16 protein-coding genes are annotated in these 20694 nt (G+C 49.2%); 2 read left to right on the plus strand and 14 right to left on the minus strand.

Annotation, left to right across the window (positions count from 1 at the left end):
* Positions 1 to 56: 56 nt before the first annotated feature.
* Positions 57 to 1745, plus strand: a complete 1689-nt coding sequence (gene ilvD, locus M4D81_RS02970) for a dihydroxy-acid dehydratase (protein ID WP_260064405.1) — start codon at positions 57 to 59, stop codon at positions 1743 to 1745.
* 128 nt (positions 1746 to 1873) lie between these two features.
* Here ilvD and M4D81_RS02975 read toward each other — a convergent pair whose 3' ends face one another.
* Positions 1874 to 3250: a polysaccharide deacetylase family protein gene (locus M4D81_RS02975; protein ID WP_260064406.1), complete on the minus strand. Its 1377-nt coding sequence runs from the start codon at positions 3248 to 3250 to the stop codon at positions 1874 to 1876.
* A gap of 142 nt (positions 3251 to 3392) precedes the next feature.
* Between M4D81_RS02975 and M4D81_RS02980 the strand changes: the two genes are divergently transcribed.
* Entirely contained in the window at positions 3393 to 4556 is a 1164-nt protein-coding gene (locus M4D81_RS02980; protein ID WP_071222789.1) for an AI-2E family transporter, read from the plus strand.
* Here M4D81_RS02980 and M4D81_RS02985 read toward each other — a convergent pair.
* The 13 genes from M4D81_RS02985 to alaS all read right to left on the minus strand — a co-directional run bounded on the left by M4D81_RS02985 (position 4505) and on the right by alaS (position 20646).
* On the minus strand, positions 4505 to 6295 hold the full coding sequence (locus M4D81_RS02985) for a peptidoglycan D,D-transpeptidase FtsI family protein (RefSeq protein WP_260064407.1): 1791 nt from the start codon (positions 6293 to 6295) through the stop codon (positions 4505 to 4507). The genes M4D81_RS02980 and M4D81_RS02985 overlap by 52 nt on opposite strands.
* A gap of 293 nt (positions 6296 to 6588) precedes the next feature.
* Entirely contained in the window at positions 6589 to 7740 is a 1152-nt protein-coding gene (locus tag M4D81_RS02990; protein WP_260064408.1) for a Ger(x)C family spore germination protein, read from the minus strand.
* Positions 7733 to 8839, minus strand: coding sequence for a GerAB/ArcD/ProY family transporter (locus tag M4D81_RS02995; RefSeq protein ID WP_260064409.1), 1107 nt, complete (start codon positions 8837 to 8839; stop codon positions 7733 to 7735). The genes M4D81_RS02990 and M4D81_RS02995 overlap by 8 nt, the downstream gene beginning before the upstream one ends.
* 6 nt (positions 8840 to 8845) lie before the next feature.
* On the minus strand, positions 8846 to 10354 hold the full coding sequence (locus M4D81_RS03000; protein WP_260064410.1) for a spore germination protein: 1509 nt from the start codon (positions 10352 to 10354) through the stop codon (positions 8846 to 8848).
* Between the two features lie 204 nt (positions 10355 to 10558).
* Positions 10559 to 12733 (minus strand): methyl-accepting chemotaxis protein, encoded by a 2175-nt coding sequence (locus tag M4D81_RS03005; protein WP_260064411.1) that lies wholly within the window; start codon positions 12731 to 12733, stop codon positions 10559 to 10561.
* A gap of 215 nt (positions 12734 to 12948) precedes the next feature.
* Positions 12949 to 14292, minus strand: coding sequence for a peptidase U32 family protein (locus M4D81_RS03010; protein ID WP_260064413.1), 1344 nt, complete (start codon positions 14290 to 14292; stop codon positions 12949 to 12951).
* A 12-nt stretch (positions 14293 to 14304) separates the two neighbouring features.
* The gene (locus M4D81_RS03015; RefSeq protein ID WP_260064414.1) at positions 14305 to 15237 is read right to left on the minus strand and encodes a peptidase U32 family protein; all 933 of its coding nucleotides are present in this window, start codon (positions 15235 to 15237) and stop codon (positions 14305 to 14307) included.
* A 108-nt stretch (positions 15238 to 15345) separates the two neighbouring features.
* Entirely contained in the window at positions 15346 to 16389 is a 1044-nt protein-coding gene (mltG, locus tag M4D81_RS03020; protein ID WP_260064454.1) for an endolytic transglycosylase MltG, read from the minus strand.
* Between the two features lie 94 nt (positions 16390 to 16483).
* Positions 16484 to 16798 carry a DUF1292 domain-containing protein gene (locus M4D81_RS03025; RefSeq protein ID WP_071222780.1) on the minus strand — a complete coding sequence of 105 codons (315 nt, stop codon included), beginning with the start codon at positions 16796 to 16798 and terminating at the stop codon, positions 16484 to 16486.
* Positions 16795 to 17097, minus strand: a complete 303-nt coding sequence (locus tag M4D81_RS03030; RefSeq protein WP_071222779.1) for a DUF1292 domain-containing protein — start codon at positions 17095 to 17097, stop codon at positions 16795 to 16797. The genes M4D81_RS03025 and M4D81_RS03030 overlap by 4 nt, the downstream gene beginning before the upstream one ends.
* A gap of 17 nt (positions 17098 to 17114) precedes the next feature.
* Entirely contained in the window at positions 17115 to 17528 is a 414-nt protein-coding gene (ruvX, locus tag M4D81_RS03035) for a Holliday junction resolvase RuvX (RefSeq protein WP_194541519.1), read from the minus strand.
* 12 nt (positions 17529 to 17540) lie between these two features.
* Positions 17541 to 17801 carry an IreB family regulatory phosphoprotein gene (locus M4D81_RS03040; RefSeq protein ID WP_006208869.1) on the minus strand — a complete coding sequence of 87 codons (261 nt, stop codon included), beginning with the start codon at positions 17799 to 17801 and terminating at the stop codon, positions 17541 to 17543.
* A 217-nt stretch (positions 17802 to 18018) separates the two neighbouring features.
* Complete coding sequence (alaS, locus tag M4D81_RS03045) at positions 18019 to 20646, minus strand: alanine--tRNA ligase (RefSeq protein WP_260064415.1); 2628 nt, start codon at positions 20644 to 20646, stop codon at positions 18019 to 18021.
* Between the last annotated feature and the right edge of the window lie 48 nt (positions 20647 to 20694).

The following is a 20694-nucleotide window of genomic DNA, read 5'->3' on the forward strand; positions in this document are numbered from 1 at the left end:
GAAGACCGCGCTAAAGCGTAACAATTTTATAATAGATCTGGGGGGAAATCGACATCATGACAACCAAAAAAATGCGTTCAGACATGATCAAAAAAGGCTTTGACCGCGCGCCGCACCGCAGCCTTCTGCGTGCAGCAGGCGTTAAGGAAGAGGATTTCGGTAAACCGTTCATCGCCGTATGTAACTCTTACATCGACATCGTTCCGGGTCATGTGCATCTTCAGGAATTCGGTAAAATCGTGAAGGAAGCGATCCGTGAAGCTGGCGGCGTTCCGTTCGAATTCAACACCATTGGCGTGGATGACGGAATTGCCATGGGTCATATCGGCATGCGCTACTCGCTGCCAAGCCGCGAGATCATAGCGGATTCCCTAGAAACCGTTGTATCGGCTCACTGGTTCGATGGCATGGTATGTATCCCGAACTGTGACAAAATCACGCCCGGCATGCTGATGGGTGCCCTGCGCGTCAATATCCCTACGGTGTTTGTCAGCGGCGGGCCGATGAAAGCCGGCGTGGACAGCAAAGGCCGCAAATTGTCCCTGACCTCCGTATTTGAAGGCGTCGGCGCTCACCAGGTCGGCAAAATCAATGATGATGAGCTCCTGGAGCTGGAACAATTCGGTTGTCCAACCTGCGGTTCCTGCTCCGGCATGTTCACCGCTAACTCCATGAACTGTCTAGCCGAAGCGCTGGGTCTTGCTCTCCCGGGTAATGGTACCATTCTTGCCATCGCCGAAGAGCGTAAAGAATTCGTCAAGAAATCCGCCAAACAATTGATGGAACTCGTCAAAATGGACCTCAAGCCGCGTGATATCGTAACCGTTGAAGCAATCGACAACGCGTTTGCGCTGGATATGGCGATGGGCGGTTCCACCAACACCGTGCTTCATACGCTGGCTCTCGCACAAGAAGCCGGTCTCGATTACCCACTGGAGCGGATCAACGAAGTTGCTGACCGCGTTCCTCACATCTCCAAGCTGGCTCCAGCTTCGGATTACTTTATTGAAGACGTACACTTGGCAGGTGGTGTGAGCGCGGTTCTGCATGAGCTTCTCAAGAAGCCGGGCGCACTGCACGGGGATCGCATCACTGTAACAGGCAAGACGCTGGCCGAGAACGTAGCGGGCTGTGAAATCCAGGATCAGAACGTCATCCATCCGATCGATTCCCCGTATTCCGAACGCGGCGGTCTCGCGGTACTATATGGCAATCTGGCTCCTGAAGGTTCTATCATCAAAGTCGGTGCCGTTGACCCATCGGTTGGCGGATACCATAAAGGGCCTGCTATCTGCTTTAACTCTCAGGACGAGGCGCTTAGCGGAATTGCCAACGGCAAGGTCAAGGAAGGTCATGTGGTTGTCATTCGTTATGAAGGACCTAAGGGCGGACCTGGTATGCCGGAAATGCTGGCGCCGACCTCACAGATCGCAGGTATGGGACTCGGAGCCAAAGTCGGTCTGATCACAGACGGACGCTTCTCCGGTGCTTCCCGCGGTATCAGCATCGGGCATATCTCGCCGGAAGCGGCGGAAGGCGGACCTATCGCTTTCGTTGAAGACGGTGATATCATCGAACTTGACCTGAATAACCGGACCATTCAATTGCTGGACGTTTCCGACGAGGAAATGGCTGTACGCCGCAGCAAATGGGTTGACTTCGAACCGAAAGTGAAGACCGGTTATCTTGCTCGCTACTCGAAGCTTGTTACGAACGCCAGCTCAGGCGGCGTATTGAAAATCTAATATTCGTACAAAGCAAAGGGGTTATCCCTCGCAGGCATTGAAGCCTGCGGGGATAACCCCTTTTTTATATCCACGCTACATCTATTAGATAATCCAACATAATAACAGTAAACCATCGATTCGATGAACTACATGCCCTGCGATGCACCGGCAACCGCCAGGTCAGCCACATGTTCCTGCTCTATTTCCTGCTGCTCCTCGGATGGAGGCTGAATCTGACTCTCAGCATAACGCCCGATCAGAACATCCACCGGCATCATCAGCATTTTTGGCTCCATGATCTGACTGCCCTCTTTAAGACGGGCCTGCCCTTTCGGATGAATAACGCTAAGCAGCAGTTTCAGATACAGTCTGGACGAGCTTGCAAACAGTCCCCGCGGTAAATCCATGACATGAAATCCGAATTGCTCCGGTCCCCGTGAAATCATGGTTACAGCATACAATCCCTTGATATCCTTGTACTCAGGCCGTTCCAATACCATATTAGCCAGAGAAGGAAGATCATTCTGCACGGCACGAATCATTTTGATGGCGAGCTGCACTTCCGAACGGGAGCGGCTGCCGATCTCAAACAATTTTTTGTTATCAAAATGGAGCTCCAGCACCTGGTCTCCCTTTTCAAGCTGGCTGCCATCTTCCATCACGACCGTTTTGCCGGTAAAAGCGCGCTTTCGGAAATGCAGCATCGGATCTGCCGGCGAGACCGTTTTGAGCGCAAATACCGCATGAAATCCTTTTTCCCACAGTAGCCACAACGAGACAATCATACGCTTCAGAGGAGACAGTTTCTTCGCTTTCGCTTTGCTTTCCTTCGCCATCATATCGTCGATTCGGATGCTTCTCATTCCCTTCTGCTCTGCGACTTTCAGAACACGTTCCAGCGCGATCAGCATTTGCTCCGGTGCATCGGGATTCGCCCCCATTGTCGTGCCGCAATCATGTAGGAGCATAACCTCACCACCGTTAAGCTTGGAAAGCATTCGCTGGGTCAGCTTGTCGGCGCCGATCTTGCTCCGCCAATCATTAAACATCGAGGACCATAGGATGATCCGGCAGCCGGTATTCTTGGCAAAATCAAATAAATTCACGATTCCCCACGGCGGTCTGTAATAACTCGATCGTTCACCAGTGATGGAGTAAATAATATCATCCGTGCGCTTGACTTGTTTACGGACAGTGACCGGCCGCATGAACCAATTGCTCTTGTGAACATAGTTGTGAATCCCGATCAGATGACCCTCACTATGAATGCGTTTTACAACTTCTGGATGCTTCTCCGCATGGGAACCCACCAGGAAAAACGTCGCCTTCATATTATACTGCTTCAAAAGATCCAGAAGTCTTGGTGTATAGAGCGGATCAGGACCATCATCAAAGGTTAAGGCAAAGTCGTTCGAGCCTGTTCCCCTGCGAAATACTCGGAAACCAAATATCCGGGTCAAGATGCCGGGAATAAATGCATAAAAAGATGAAAGGTAAAACAACCATAGCAGTAATGTTTGCATGCTAACTCCCCGCTTTTTATTTCTTTTTCTAATGAACCCACTATTATTATTTTAGCATAGCACTTAAAGAAATAGGCTTTTTTTTCACAAATCGTGTACAATGATATCAATTAATAAAGTATAAAGGAGCCGATATCCCACTATGCTTCCCTTGTATAAAAAATATTGGAGAACCGCCTTTGATATAGGTTTAATCGTGCTTACGGTTTACCTCATCATGTTCATATTCAGCAAGCTGTACCAAATTGCGGCTCCGGTGTTTTTATCTTTCCTCGTTTTCCTGATTATCGAGCCTTTCTCCAAATTTTTGCACCGCAGGGGGCTCCCGAAACCATTTGCCGCGGCAATATCCGTTCTGCTCTTCCTGCTCGTCATTCTGGGCGTCCTATTCGGAGCAGGGGCTCTCATCGTGTCGCAGTTCATGAACCTGCAGGATAATTTGCCGGCTTACACCCAAACGATCCAGAAACATTTCTCGGAAACCCTCGTATTCCTGCAGACCAGGCTCGACGCCCTGCCACCGGATCTGACAGAACGTCTGAACGGTTATTTCCAAGACATCACTACCTTTGCCCAAGGTGCTGCAGAATCATTTTTCCATTATGTCGTCGGATTTATGGGGTCGTTCTCCTCGTTCATCGCGAATTTCGGGGTTGCGATTATCCTTGCCTTCTTCCTGAGCACTGAGATCGGCAGCTGGCGGAGAATCGCCAAAGACAAGACGCCGAGAACCCTCAAGACGGCTTTTGTTTTCCTCAAAGATAATGTATTCAAGGCAATTGGCTCCTATTTAAAAGCTCAGATGAAGCTGGTCAGCATTACCTTTGTTATTGTATATATAGGACTTCTGATATTAGGTACGGGAAATTCCCTGTCCGTTGCGCTCATCTGCGCCGTGTTCGATGTATTGCCGCTGCTGGGTGTTCCCGTTATTCTTATTCCGTGGATTACCTATTTGTTCATCGTCGGGAACACGGGACTCGCCATTGGCTTGATCGTGCTGCTTGCCGTGGTTGTCATTTCCAGACAGCTGCTCGAGCCTAAAATTACAGGAAACTCGATCGGCGTATCCTCTGCATTCCTGATGTTGTCCTTTATGATGATCTCGCTTTCCATTTTTGGAGTTGCCGGTTTGATCCTGGCGCCCATCCTGCTGATTCTCATCAAGGAACTGCTTACGCAGGGATATCTGAAGCAGTGGATCCGGCTGCCGAGCGAAGAATTCGATGTGTCTCCATGGGACATGTCCCGTTCTTACGCAGAGCCGGAAGCCGATTCAACCGAAGCCAAGAAATCGGAAACCTGACCGAATATGTCGGTTGCCTGATTGCTGCTGTTCGGGTTTCGATTCTCAACCAATACAGCCACGGCATAACGTGGCTTCTCCACTGGGCCGTACCCGACAAACCACTGGTTGTTTCGGGCACGGCCTTTCACTGTTACCTGGGCCGTACCGGATTTACCTGCAAGAGTCCATATGCGATTTTTTAATGAGCTGCCTGTTCCCTCTTCGACAACGTCCTTCATCCACTCGAGCAGAATGGAAGAGGTTTCCCGGGAAATACCCTTTCCAGATGTTCGTTCCTGTAAAGGATCCGTATCTTGCAGCAATTGTCCGTTAGCATACCGAATCTGCTGTAAAATACGGGGCTGGGTCTTCACCCCGCCATGAAGCAGCGTTACCATCGCATTGGCGGCTTGCAGCGGGGATACGGCAGCATCCCTTTGGCCTATGCCTGTCTGGACTCTAACACCTGCATCTGAGGCGTCAGCCGAGCTGGAAAATACCGTACCCTTCTCTTCATGATCCAACGGCGCAAAAGAACGGAGACCTAGAAACTGCTGAGATTTCCAACCTACCGTTTGCCCGAATCCCAGTGCGGCGGCCGCATCCGCCATTTGCTGAGCGGACAGTCTCTCCGCAAGTGTAGCAAATACAACGTTGCATGATTCCGCGAAGCCTTCACGAAGATCTATCGTTCCATGCCCCCCCTTTTTCCAGCAGGACATTCCAAACTTACCGTATTCGCCATCACAATGGAAATGTTCGTCTTCAGAGCTTAAACCATGCTCAAGTATGGCTGCAGCCGTGACCAGCTTGAAAATGGACCCTGGTGTGGCTGCCTTCAACCCACGATTCTCCCACTGACCATCCTTCGGATGAATCTGCTCCGGATTGTAGAATGGTCTTGAAACCATGGCCACGATATCCGCATTTCGGGCATCCAACACAACAACCGCCCCTTCTTTCATGCCCGCTTTCTCCGTTATAGCCTCAATCCCTTGTTGAATATCGATATCAATCGTGGTGGATATCCGTAACGGATAGTACCGATTGTCAGGCGCCTTCACCATGGGCTTGATATCCTGAATGACTTCATTGGTGCTGTTAACCGGAAAATAGACAATGGTCGGCCCTTCCCCCCGTATCAACGAATCCATCGTTTTCTCCAATCCACTGGTTCCGGTAACCACTGGATAATCGTCAAAGAACAGGCTTTCCTTACGCTGACCGGACACAAAACCAAGCCACTGCATTCCCGATTGGCGATTGCCGTATCGCTGCTCATAGGGAAGAACCTTGAGTTTCGGAAGTTCAAGCTCTTGAATCTGCGTTATCTCATCTTTGGTTAAGGAACGAGGAATGAGGGATTTGTCCCCATGCCACAATTCTGGTTCCTTTAACTTACCCCAGGTCTGTATCAAATGATCCTTATTCGTTCCCAGTATACGGGCCAGCTTCACTAACTGGTGATGGGAGTTCTTTAGTTCCTGCTCGCCAGCAGGAAACATCACGGCTGCCCAGATGAGCTTGCCCGTGAGCGGTTTTCCGTTCCGATCCGTAAAATGACCGCGACCGGAATCCAGCACAATGCCTCGCTCCCTCTGGATCAGCGATGCCTCAACCATCGTATGCCGGCTGCCGGGAACCCGCTGATGCTTCATCACAAGCTGCACCCATGCAAGACGCAGCGTCAATACGGCGATTAAAAGCGTGAGTATCAGCCATCCGTATGTAATTCGCTTATTGCGGATAAGCCTCATGTCTTGCTCCTCCAATATGGTCTATTGTCTCATCATTATTTCCATATGGAAGCTGGCTCAATCACCTTCGCTTCTCTACCAAAATGAGCTCTCCAGAAAAGACACCCCCTGATTAAAACGTTGACTCTTAATCCGGTTTCTTTGGCTGCTTCCAGGGCGGGTCACCATATTTGTGCAAATACTGATTTATTTTGAATAGGGTGAACGGAACGATGATGAGCAGGAGCGTGCATATCACAACAAGCGGATTTAACAAAAGGTCATAGCGAAGGTCCATCATTTCCCCTCTTCTCTTATTCGGTACCGGTAACGGTTCCAATGGTTCTGACTTTTGCGTCAACGTTCACATGAATCTTGCATTGCGAAAATATAGATTGGCCACGGTCCCAGTCATTCTTGTAACGCACCCATGTGCGATATTCCCGCTCTTGGCATTTTTTCCAAAACCCCAGGAAGTCGGTTTTATATTCGTTCTGCGCCTTAAGAATAACGTCCATGGCAATTTGCTTGATCCGTTGCTCGGCTTTGCGTTTGATCTCTCCGTTTAATTCACGAACGTTTTCACCTTGATCCAGCTCCGACTCTCCAATATTTCCTCTGACCGAAATCTCAACATCAAATTCAGGAAGACCCCGATCATCCAGATGGACGCGAATGATCCGGTTGAACTCCTTGACTTCATAAACAAGCTGTTTGCCGTGAACAACCAGTTCCAATGATGCTGTTTTGACCGTTCCCTGGATCATATTACGGCCCGTGGTTTCATCCTGGTCCAGAAAGCCCTTGAACTCGTAGTTCTCACCGTTAAACACTGCGGCCCCACTGGTGGATATTCTGTCATCCTCCGTGATGGAAATCTTAGGTAGGGCATAACTGGACTTGGATAGCAGAAAATGATGCAGTTCACCAATATTTGTAGGAGGCGTTATGGATTCGCTCTTGTCCTTATTCTCTTGCGTTGAACGAATATATTGCGCAGGCAAGGTTTCAATCTTCGAATGGGTTTCCAGTATCTTGCTTGCCTCTCCATGAGAGACCATAATATTAGATGCTCTTCGGTTCTCCGGATCCCTGACGAATAAATCCAGTACATCGCCAACGTGCTCCGTTTCAACCAGTTTCTCCGAGATGACGATCACTTGGTTATGGGCAAGATAAGGAGAGCGGCTGATCTCATTCGACATCTTCCGTGCAGCCTTGAATACGCTGTCCGCGGTTGAGGATAGATTGATAAAAGGACTTCCTCCCTCATTCTTCTGACCGCTGGACCCTTTCATCTGTGTAGGCACGACAATTTGAAACGTAAGCTTAATTTGTCCATCCTCTGCCGCATCAAGTGCAGTACCTACCACAAATCCACGCTCCTCGATTTCTATGCGGTCCCAGCAGCCTGCCATAGGCCATACCAGCATGAACAACATCAGCATCCGAAGCATTTTAGCCATTGCCCTTCACCCCCCGTATCTTGGCCACCAAGAGCAGCAGAGCCGGAAGCAACCAGGCAAATCCGATACCCATATAGCTGATCCATTCGGCAAATACGTTAAGCTCCCTGAGCGTGCTTGGCAATAAACCGAGTATGAACAGGATTGGTGCCAGAATGAGGATCATCGTAAATCTGCGATATTTAGGAAAAACGGATTCCAGTGCCAGTAAAGCTACATCAAACGCCATCGCATTCGTGCTGAATAACGTCATCAACCAGATGACAAAAAAGAAAAATTCAAACCGTTCAAATATCCCTCCAGGGACCTCAACCTCTTTAGCCAATTCCGCTAACGGATACAGTGTATTGGAGACCACGATCGGTCCAAAAACACCAATGACAAAAACGAAAATAATGAAGTAGATAAAGATGGGTATTAACACCCCCCGGAAGACGGAACCGAGAAGCTTGCTTTTCCTGACAACGTAAATGTTATAGAACAGCATAATTTCGAGCCCTAAATAGGAGAATACCGTATCTTTTGAAGTGATAACGATTCGTCTCCAGTCGGTTTTAAACACAGGCAGCAGATAATGCATGTTTAAACTTCCGAGATTCAAAATTACGATCAGCAGCATGATCGATACAACGATGGGGAAAAAAATCAGATTCAGGCGTATCAAAGCGATGCTCGGCCCTGCGACTGCGTAAATGAGCACCAGTAAGTAAACTAAACCGATGATTTCCTCCGGCGTGTTATCAAATAGATATAGTCTTGTGATGGTGGAAACTCCGCGCACTTGATAACTGACAAACAACAATAGGTATAGACTGATCAGCAGCGTCACCACATGGGCTGCTTTTCGATTCAGGATGATCGTTGCCATCGCATGATAATTTTTGCCGGGAAACCTTGATGCCAACGCCCCGATCGCCCATGCAAATCCAAGAGCGATCATGCCCCCAAGCATGATCGACATCCAGCCATCCGAAAAATGGGTGTTCCTTGCAATCGTATTAGGGAGCGTAAGGATCCCGAGTCCTATCAACATATTACTAACAGAATATACAATCTCCTTACTGCCAATCGATTGATTGCTTAATTGGTTATTGTTCATTACAAATCACCGCTTTTTTGCCCGATGGATGTCTTGGGGCTTCATAAATAAAGGTCTGCGCGTAAGCCAAGTCACCGGCACGCGGATAAACATATCCTTCCAATCATGCTGAATAGAGGGTGCAACGGGACTGAGATAAGGGATTCCAAAAGTGTGCAGCCTCATCAAGTGAATACAGATCATGATAAAAGTCAACACGATCCCGTACAGTCCCAGAATGCTTGCAGCAATCATGATTGCAAAGCGCAGCATTCGAAAAGATATGCCTGCGCTGTAAGATGGAATGGCAAAAGACGATATCGCTGTCAGTGCCACAATGATAACCATAATCGGGCTCACGATCCCAGCCTGAACCGCAGCCTCCCCTATTACAAGTCCTCCGACAATACCAATCGTCTGACCTATCGGCTTCGGTAGGCGGATTCCCGCTTCACGCAGCAATTCCAGTGTAACCTCCATCAGTAAGGCTTCGATCACAGCAGGGAAAGGTACGCCTTCCCGGGAAGCAGCAATCGAGAATACGAGTTTAAACGGAATCATCCCTGGATGGAAAGACAGAATAGCAATATACAGCGCGGGTAGAAACAAGGTAATTCCGATAGCCGCGAGACGCAGCAAGCGTATAAGCGAGCCAATGCTCCATCGTTCATAATAATCTTCTGGGGAATGTAACAGAGAGACAAAAGTAAACGGTAGAAGCAGCACAAAGGGGGTACCATCCAACAAAATCGCTACTTTTCCCTGCAGCAGGGCAGAAGTCACTTTATCAGGTCGTTCGGTATTCAGGATCTGCGGAAACGGCGATAAAAAGCTGTCCTCAATCCACTGCTCTACCGTCCCGGATTCAGGAGCATAATCAAGATCCAGTGACTTCAGCCTGCGGTTCACTTCTTCAATTAGATCGGGATTCGTCAGGCCTTTAATATAGATGACCGCAAGGGATTGATTGGATCGTCTGCCGATAATGTGCGTGTCGATCGTCAGATTAGGCTCCCGAATATGTCTTCGTAATAGAGATATGTTCGTGTAAATGCTCTCCGTGAATCCCACCCTCGGCCCGCGAACCAGCGCTTCGGTTTGAGGCTCCTCAATGCTGCGTGCCGGCCACTTGCGGCTTTTGATCAGTAAGACTTCATCCGTCCCCTCCAGCATTAAAGCCGTATCGCCCGAGAGAATGATAGGAATCACCTCATCCCATCGCCTTGTACGATTGGTTATCTGCAGCGATATCATCCGATTCTCAATCTCGTGCAGCATCATATGAGCACTTATCATGGATTCCTGGGAAAGCTCCTGATTTTGCTGGATCGGCTGGATTATCTGCTCCTTAATCAACAATTGATCAGATAACCCTTCGAGGCTGACAATGGCAGAGGTATAAGCGCTCCCTCCAACCTGCAGCACTTTCGTGGTAAGGTCGCTAGGATCGTTGAGTAACAAGCTAAATGTTGTCAGATTTCCCTTAAGATTCGTTGACAGGAATTCAGGTGTATGACCAGGCTGCCTTGTATTCAAGTGACCTCGACTCCTTCAACCATATTCTCCGTTATCATTGCCTCTGAAAGTTATTTTTATCCGGCATCAAAAATAGCCCCACAAAGTGGAGCCTATATCTTCGTTGCTTATTCGCTTCGCTGAAATCTTATAAATTCAGTAATATGAAAAAGGCTGCCCCATCAGCTTAAGCAGATAGAGCAGCCTTTGAATTATATTTCAATCTTACAGTCTAAAACGAGACAAGGTCTCTTTCAGGTCATTCGATACATTCTCCAGCTGCGATGATAGATTAACCAACTGACTGCTAACGCTTTGCTGCTCTGTAGAGAGAGAAGCCACCTCTTCCGAAGTTGCGGAGGATTCTTCGGCTACCGCGCTCACATTACTCATCGCTTCCGAGAGTACATTCTGAGATTCATTCAGTTCATCAATCGAATGCGTTACCGAATCCAAGGACTCGATAAAATCGACCATCTGCTGCTGAACGGATACGAAGATATCATTCGTCTCCTTAACAGCATCCATCTGACCTTTGAAAAGTGGATTCGCATCCAGCAATACCTGGACGGTTTCATTCATCTCCGTCATGATGCGGTCTGTAATCTGGCTGACCATATCGATGGACTGCCTGGATTGGTCTGCCAGCTGGCGGATCTCATCGGCCACGACCATAAAGCCTTTACCAGCCGCCCCAGCACGGGCAGCCTCGATTGTTGCATTCAATGAAAGGATATTCGTTTGCTTTGTAATATTCTGAAGTACGTCCAGCACTTTGACAACCGAGGAAGTTGTCTCCTTCAAGCCATCAACCTTGTGCATCATCGAACGGGTCATATCCTCAGTCTGATGGGTCTTATCCAGCAAGTCACTCAAATGCTTCGTTCCAAGCTCACTCGCGCTTTCCACGTGACGGGCCGATTTGCCCATCTCTTCGTTGGCTGATACGACCATTTGCATCTGCTTCGAGATATTGTTGGTCAGATCGCTGCCGCGCTCGGCTTCAACCGCCAGACTGCTGGCACCGTTGGCAATCTCCTCGGTCGCTACGGCAATTTCTTTGGCGGAAATTGCCGTCTTCTTCGAGGCATCACTTAACTCGGTTGCCGTTCTAAGCACTTCCTGAGCGGTATTGCTCGTTTGCTGAACGAGTCCGGTAATCTGCTCCATCATATCGTTAAAGCTTGCGGAGAGCTGACCGATTTCGTCCTGGCTCTTATGGTCTGTGCGAACATTCAAATTGCCTTTGGCGCCCTCCTTCATCAACAGGTTAAGCTTGCCTAATGGACGGGCAATCATTCTTACCATCCAAATCCCGATCAGAATAGCAAAAATAACGTCGATGGCAGCCACGATAAGCGTGATGACCAGTATGCTTGATGCATCCTTTGTCAGCTCGCTGGTTTGGACAGATCCTACGAGCTTCCAATCGTTTGTGTTCAGCGTATTATAGACCGCCAGTACATTTCTTCCTTCCTCATCCTTCGTTCTTACGTCATCCGTTTTGGTGTCGGCCGGAAATTCCTTCGCAAACGTCCAAGCGGTTTCCGAACCCACAATGGAGGACTCACTGGAGGAAACAACGATGCCTTCCGGACTGATCAATTGCAGCTGGCCGTTCTCGCCCAGATTGATTCCCTTCAGCTGCGTGTCCAGTACCGAGGCGTTAAGTTCAAACATTACCACATACGTTGAAGTCAGATCGTTCATAGACCCCAAAGAACGGGCAATCGTGAAATATGGTGCCCCGCTGTTCTGCATCGTTGGCAGCCACATAATCTTCTTGTCGCCTTCCTTCAATTCGGTATACCAGCTTTGCTCAAGGACGGTTTTCGAGGACTCCGAGGCTTGACCTGCCGATATGATCTTCTCACCCTTGGTAGGGATCAAATAAATGGCTCGGATCGACGAATCCGATGTTATCTGATTGGATAGTTTATCCCGAATGCTGCGCTCCACCGTAAACGCGTCGTAATCGCTTAACTTTTTATCCGTGTATTCAGACAACAACTTCTGCAATTCAATGTCATAGAAGATTTGTCTACCGGCATTCTCGTACTTCTCCAGAATGATGTCGATTTTCTCAGAGGTTTGAATGATCGTCTGCTGATTGCCGTTTGCAGCATTCTTCTCAATCGTGCTCTTCGCCTTATCGTAGGACAGATAACCCAAGACGATCACAAAAAATACAATCGCTGACAAAAAGATCAGGAACAACCGGATTCCGACGGATTTCGCCGGGTTCATCGGCATCCGGCTTACAGCCGTTCCCACGTTTGCAAAAAACGACTTGGCAGTATGTATCCCTGTTGATGCCGAAGGTTTTTCTTTTTTCTCTTTGATACCCCCGGGCTTCTTGCCCTTTTTCGGCTTCTTATCATGCTGCTCAACTTCTGACATTAGCTGTTCACCTACCACAATCATATTATTAATACGTCGGTCCAATCCCTTGAAACGTATTCGTTACTCTTTATTTCGACAATTGGAGGTGTTTTCCTTTGGGTTTTCGCAAAAAAATAATTCTTAATCCCTAATTTTTTCACAAACAAAAAGAATCCAAGGTCCATCCACAGACCCGGATTCTCAATTGTGTAGTTCTTTAGAACTATATTTTGTTATCCTTTACGCTTTCTCATCATATCAAAATGGCGCACCGGCTGATCCACCTTCATGCGAATGAGCTGCAAAGGATGGCGAGCTGCATCAAGTTCATTGCCGTTCTCATCCTCAATAGGACCAACTGCCTGCTTAAAGAAGGTTCCTTCCGGTCCGAAAAACTCGATTTCATCCCCTGGCTTAAAGTGGTTCCGCTGCTGAATGACAGCCGTTCCCGACTTCTCGTCATACTCCATCACCAGGCCGGCGAAGTCATAAGGGACCGCCTTCTCTTCGGGTTCATAGATATGATCCTCATGGTCAGGTGTATCATAGAAGAACCCGGTATTCAGCGGTCGATTGGCCGCTTTATTAATTTCTTCGATCCATTCCGGCTTCAATACATAATGATCAGGGTCAGCCATATAGGAATCAATCGCCTGTCGATATACATTAACCACAGTCGCTACGTAATGGATCGATTTCATCCGTCCTTCAATCTTGAAGCTGTCGATTCCCACCTGAATCAGATCCGGAATATGCCCCAGCATGCAGAGATCCTTCGACCCCATCGTAAACTGGTTGTCTTCCGGCTGAAACAGCGGGATCTGTGTAACGCCCGGTTTGAATGGGGACGGAGCAGGGGCTGGCTGTTCCATCAACTGCTGCTCTTCCGATATCCACTGGCCTTGCTCTTCTCTTCCATCCACAAACAAATCGTATTTCCAACGGCAGGATTGGCAGCATCCGCCCCGGTTGGAATCACGATCCGTAAAATGATTGGACAACACGCAGCGACCGGAGAACGAGGAGCACATCGCGCCATGGATAAAGGCTTCAATCTCAATATCGACATGCTCTTTAATCGCCGCGATTTCCTCCAGACTCGCCTCGCGTCCAAGTACAACCCGCGGCAATCCTTCATCCTTCCAGAACTTCACGGCCTGCCAATTCAGCGTGGATTGCTGTGTGCTCAGATGAACTTCGAGCTTGGGCGCGGCACGTTTGGCCACTTCAATAATTGCCGGATCTGCGGCGATGATTGCCGCAATGCCTGCTTCCTCCAAACTTCGCAGGTAGGCTTCAATTCCCTCAATGTCCTCATTATGCGCATATATGTTGGTTGCCACAAATACTTTGGTGCCGTATTTCTTGGCGAACTCCACGCCTTCTTTCATTTCTTCAAAGCTGAAGTTGTCCGCATTTGAACGAAGCCCGTATTTCTGACCACCAATGTATACCGCATCAGCGCCATAATGCACCGCAAATTTCAGTTTTTCCAGATTACCCGCCGGGGCGAGTAATTCCGGCTTGTCCAGGCGATAGCGTTTGCCCTTGTACTTCGGCTGTGCCATTGCTTCCATGCTGTCCACTCCTTAATAAACTTGTTCCTTATAGAAAAATCCAAACGACAATTCACGTTCCGGATCCTGAATCGCACGAATTCCGTCCATCCACTCTTCCTGAAAAGCATAAGTGGATGCATCTGCAGCATATAAATCAATCGCTTGGCGATAGGTTCGAATCACCAGCTCATTGTAATGCCGCGGCTTCAGCAGCGTCTCAACCTTAAAGCTATCCATGCCTGCTGCCATTAACAGATGCAAATCCTCCAGGATGCAAATATCCTCCGAACTCATAATATGGGTTCCGTTGATATCTTCATAGATCGGATATTTCTCTTCTTGACGCTCAGCTTCAATGAGAAACAAACCGCGCTCCTTGCCAAGGCTGCCTTCATTCACCGGTCTGCCCTGCTGCTGCATATAGCTGTTCACCAGGCGCCGCTTGGAATGATAGATGTTGGTCATGCCATGAACCTGAACCTGTGCTTCCAGCTGAAGCTGCGGCTTCATGTCGGTTACCTCGTCCATATTTAATTCACGCGCAAGAATAACCCGGGAGGCGCCTTTGCTTCCCCAGTAATTGGCCGTTGAATAGTTGGTGGCGGTCATTTCTGCGTTCCAATGAAGTTTTACCTGTGGAGCCAGCTCTTTTACGGTAGTGAGTACGGATGGATCGTTAAATTCTACCGCGTCTACCCCGATTTCTCCGAGCGCCTTAACATAGGCAGGCAGCTCGGGCAGCAAATCATTTGTCATCAAGTTGTTCAAACTGACGTACACTTTGCTTCCTCGTTCATGAGCAAGCTGTACGACTTGGGTTATTTCGTCCAATGTCAGACTGCCAGGCAGTCTCATGCCGAATCGATCCTCGCCAACGAGCAGTGCGTCGGCTCCCGCTTCCAGGTAAGCAGCGGCATCAGCCAGAGACCCGGCTGCTGCCATTAATTCAGGTTTGATACTCATTTAAAAAATCCTCCCTACTTAGAGGTTGTTCAACAAGACTCTTCTGAGTACGAGCTGGATCTGTTCCTTGTCACTCAGCGTATCAGCGGACTTGCTCAACACGTAATATTATTGTTGTGCCATCTTCTTGCTGGTCTCGATATTCTTCAAATGCTCTTTATACGTTTTGGCAAACAGATGCTCTTGTGTACCGTCTTTCTTTGTTACATAGAACAAATAATCGGATTTCTCCGGATTCAAAGCAGCCTGAATCGATTGCAGGCTCGGGCTCGAGATCGGGCCAGGCGGCAGACCCTTTTGACGATATGTGTTATACGGGCTTTCAACCTCAAGGTCGGCATAAAGCAATCGTTCCTTCGGTTTATCCAACAGATATTGAACGGTTGCATCGATTTCCAGCTTCATGTCCTCTTCCAATCGATTATATATAACGCCAGCCACCAGGGCACGCTCCTGATCTGCAACCACTTCCCGCTCCACCAGCGAAGCGATGGTCATGAGTTCATGGAACGTTATGCCGCGAGCCTCCAATTGGCGCTCCCAACCCGGAATTTCGGCCAAACGTTTCTCCGTTTCTTTCAGCATGGTTTCTACAATGCCTTTTGCCGTGATATCCTTCTTCGGAAGTTCATAGGTCGCAGGGAACAAGTATCCCTCGAGATGATGCCGGAGGTCTGCCTCCTGGGGAATTTCTCCAGCAATCGGAACATCCCAGCCGGCAGGCTGATCCACAACCTTCAAGAATTCCTTCTCATCGATTCCGCTCTCTTGAGCGATGGTCTCTGCCATCTGAAGGATCGTATATCCCTCAGGGATCGTGAAACGAACCATCTCCTCGGGCTTCACTTCGCCATTGTTCATCTTCGATAACAGTTCCTTGAACGGAGTGCCTGGGGTTGCCTCATAGGTTCCTGCCATCAGACGGCTTCCTTCCCCGCTAAGCTTTAAATAACCTTTAAGTATAAGGGCATTCTTGATCAGTCCCTTTTCCTCAAGCAGATCGGCGATAGAGGACGTGCTCATGCCGGACTCCACGGTGAATTCGACGGGAGTTTCCGAGCTTTGAACGGGCTGTAAACCATTCCATACGTAAAATACGGCCCCGCCCGCAAGGAGGATCAGGACCAATACTGCTATTGCCAGTTTCTTCAATCTACTCATCCCTTCACACCAAAAGGGGCGGACAGCTCCGCCCCTTCCTGAACTTTCATTTGAAAATTAAGCATGTGCTCCTGCAGGAGGGAACTTAATCCTCGTCTCCTTCGGGAAACGTCAGCTCATCATAGAGCTCTGACACATTCTCCCATTCCTCGTCGTCGTCAATGGTTGCCAGCTGCAATCCGCCGTCCTCGCCCTTGACGATACGTAGCACCTCGTACTCCTCATCGGTTCGATCCGGCTGAACCAGAATGGCATACCCTTGACCATCCACTTCAAATTCGGCGGCAATATCATAAACCTCGATATGGCCTTTATCGTCCTCAAGCTCGACACTCTCACCGAATGCTTCCTTAAGTACTTGGGTCCATACGATATTCTCAACCGAAAAATCAGACATCATTCGTCTCTCCCGTCCAGCTCTTCCACGAGCGTATTGAAGGTTTCTTCAACAATGGCCCATTCTTCATCGTCTTCAATCATAAACAATTTCAAGTCGTCTCCGTCTTCCTCATAACGGAAGGCGTAGACCTCGTCTGTCTCTTCGTCGGCAGACTCCCTTGGTACGACCATCATATATTTAGCATCCGAGCCATCCACTTCGAATTTCATGATGACTTCGAATTCTTCCTCGTTGCCTTCATCGTCGGGAATATAAATAATTTCCGGTTCTTCTTCCATACCAATATGCTCATTAGCCATTGTAATCACCCTCACCTTTACCTTTTAGAATCCAAGTAGTTTTGCAAAATCAAGCTTGCCGCCATTTTATCTACAACCTGTTTTCGCTTCTTTCGGCTGACATCGGCTTCAAGCAATGTCCTTTCAGCGGATACTGTTGATAGCCGTTCATCCCAAAGGTGAACGGGTAAGGATAGGGACTCTCGCAATGTGCTTGCGAATTCCATGCAGATTTCGCCCCGCGGACCAATCGTGCCGTTCATATTTTTAGGCAAGCCGACCACGATTTCACCGACCTCGTTATCTTTGACGAGTGCGGCAATTCTGTCCAGTTCGCCTTCATCACGGCGGCGCTCGATAACTTCAACCCCTTGGGCCGTCCATCCGAACGCGTCGCTTATGGCAACACCGATTCTGCGGTCCCCGTAATCCAATCCCATGATCTTCTTCATCCCTGTGTGCTCCTAACGGTGACTGGCTAAATAGAACCGGACCAGTTCTTCAATCAATTCATCTCGCTCTTTTTTCCGGATCAAACTTCTGGCATTATTGTGCCGAGGTATATAAGCGGGATCCCCGGACAAAAGATACCCTACGATTTGGTTAATCGGATTGTACTCCTTCTCTACCAGCGAATCGTATACCGAAAGTAGAATGTCCTGGGCGGAAGCCTCCTTTTCATCACCTTTTACATTGAACTTGACAGTCTTATCCATGGAGTCCATGTGTGACACACCTCGCTTCTTCAAAGAACATGTTTACCATGCTTCGTCGAATAAATATTTACCAGCTTGATCTAGTTATATCATAACATAATCCTAAGTCTCTACGGAAATCGAAAGCGAAATATTTAGAGAGTGTTCCAAAAAATTCGGGATTGTGTACAGCAAAACGTTGGATCCCGCTTACGATTGCCAGCTGTACACAATCTGGACAAATCTGTTACACGCCCCGGGCTATGAGATCCTCGGCGTGCTGCAGCGCCTGGGTCAGTTTGGAACCATCCTTGCCCCCGGCTTGCGCCATATCCGGACGGCCTCCGCCGCCTCCGCCGCATATCGAAGCCACTTCTTTAACGAGCTTGCCGGCATGATAGCCCTGCTTCACCAGATCCTGCGGAACGGCTACGACGAAATTCACCTTGTCGCCTGCTTTGGAGCCGAGCACGAGGATCGTCTCCGGCAGCTTGCCCTTCAATTCGTCAGCAATGCCGCGGAGTCCATCAATGCTGCCAGCCTGCACTTCAGCTGCAAGCAGCGACGTGTTTCCGACCTGCTTCACTTTATCGGTCAACTGGCTAGCCTCAATCGCTCCAAGTTTGCCTTGCAGGGACTCGTTCTCCCGGGCAAGATCCTTCACCTGCTGGTTCAGGCCTTCAATCCGCTTCGGCACGTCCGCAAGATTGCTCTTCAACAAACCTGCGGCTTGCTTGAGCAGATCCATTTGGCCTTCCAGATGCTCATAAGCGTAACGTCCCGTTACGGCTTCAATGCGGCGAACGCCGGAGCCGATACCGCTCTCGCCAAGCAGCTTGAAGATTCCGATCTGGGAGGTGTTGCCTACATGGCATCCGCCGCACAGCTCGATGCTGTAATCTCCTACCTGAACGACACGGACGATATCTCCGTATTTCTCTCCGAACAATGCCATAGCGCCCATCGCCTTCGCTTCATCAATCGCCTTGCGCTCGATAACAACCGGAATGCTCTTCCATACCTGTTCATTCACGCGGCGCTCAATATCGGCCAGCTCCTCAGGCGTAATGCTGCCGAAGTGGGAGAAGTCGAAGCGCAGACGCTGCGGTTCAACAAGGGAACCTGCCTGATTGACATGATCGCCCAGCACTTCCTTCAATGCTTTATGCAAAAGGTGTGTAGCGGTATGGTTCTTGACGATATCATTGCGCATAGCGGAGTCCACCTGCGCTTTGACCGTATCGCCCACTTTAAGCTCGCCGAGCTCTACGGTTACGAAATGCACATGCTGTCCATGCGGAGCCTTGAAAAGACCTTCCACTCTGGCACGAACGGATCCGCCTTCTATCATCCCCTGGTCGCTGACCTGACCGCCGCTTTCGGCATAGAACGGGGTAACGTCCAGAATGACCTGACAGGTCTCGCCTTCACTGACGCTGTCTGCGAAGCTGTCACCGGAAACAATGGCGAGCACTTTCGCCTCGCTGACGGTGTCATTATATCCAACAAATTCACTTTTAACCGTATAATCGGAAAGAACACCGCCTTGAATCTTCATGCTTTCCGTTTCATGACGGGCCGCACGCGCACGATCACGCTGTTCCTTCATCGCAGCATCAAAGCCTTCACGGTCCACGGTCAATCCGTGTTCGGACGCATAATCCTCCGTTAAATCAAACGGGAAGCCATACGTATCATACAATTTGAACGCGTCGCTGCCGCTGATGACCGATTTGCCCTGCTTCTTCGCTTCGGCGCTAACGTCAGCCAGGATGTTCAAGCCGTCGGAGAGCGTTTTGTGGAACTGTTCTTCTTCCGTTGCGATGACCTTCTCGATAAAGGCGCGCTTCTCAACGACCTCTGGGTAGTATACGCCCATAATATCACCTACGGTTCCGGTCAAAGTATACATGAATGGTTTGTCCAGCCCGAGCACCTTTCCGTAACGAACCGCACGGCGGAGCAAACGACGGATGACATAGCCGCGTCCTTCGTTGGAAGGCAGCACGCCATCGCCTACTGCGAACGCAACCGTACGGATATGGTCTGCAATAACCTTCAGCGCGATATCGTACTCCGTCTTCTCATTGTATTTAACGCCGGCTAGCTCTGCCGTCTTCTGAATGATCGGCTGGAACAGGTCGGTATCGAAGTTGGACGCTACGTTTTGCAGGATGGAAGCAAAGCGCTCAAGTCCCGCACCCGTATCAATGTTCTTGTTCGGAAGCGGTGTATAGCTGCCGTCCTTGTTGTGATTGAACTGGGAGAATACGAGATTCCATACTTCGAGCCAGCGTTCATTCTCACCGCCAGGGAACATTTCGGATTCCGGAGCATCCGTGTCGTATCCTTCGCCGCGATCATAGAAAATCTCGGTACAAGGTCCGCAAGGTCCTTCGCCGATATCCCAGAAGTTATCCTGCAGCTTAATGATGCGTTCCTTCGGAAGTCCGATTTTTTCGTTCCACAATTTGAAGGCTTCCTCGTCTTCCGGATAGACGGTAACGGACAGCTTCTCCGGATCGAAGCCGATCCATTTCTTGTCCGTCAGGAACTCCCAAGCCCAGGTGATAACCTCTTCCTTAAAATAATCCCCAATGGAGAAGTTGCCCAACATTTCGAAGAATGTATGGTGACGACGGGTTTTGCCGACATTCTCAATATCATTGGTCCGAATACATTTCTGCGAGTTCGCAATTCGCGGATTTTCCGGCTTCACGCGCCCGTCAAAATAAGGCTTGAGCGGAGCCATGCCTGCATTAATCCAGAGCAGGGACGGGTCATTGTGCGGAACAAGCGATGCACTTGGCTCGATATTGTGGCCTTTCTCTGCAAAAAACTCTAGCCATTTGGAACGGATTTCACTAGCTTTCATCTCTACACTTCCTCCAGTCATAATATGGCGCCCGGATCACTTGGTTCC

The sequence above is a fragment of the Paenibacillus sp. p3-SID867 genome (assembly GCF_025142895.1).
GTDB lineage: Bacteria > Bacillota > Bacilli > Paenibacillales > Paenibacillaceae > Paenibacillus_AQ.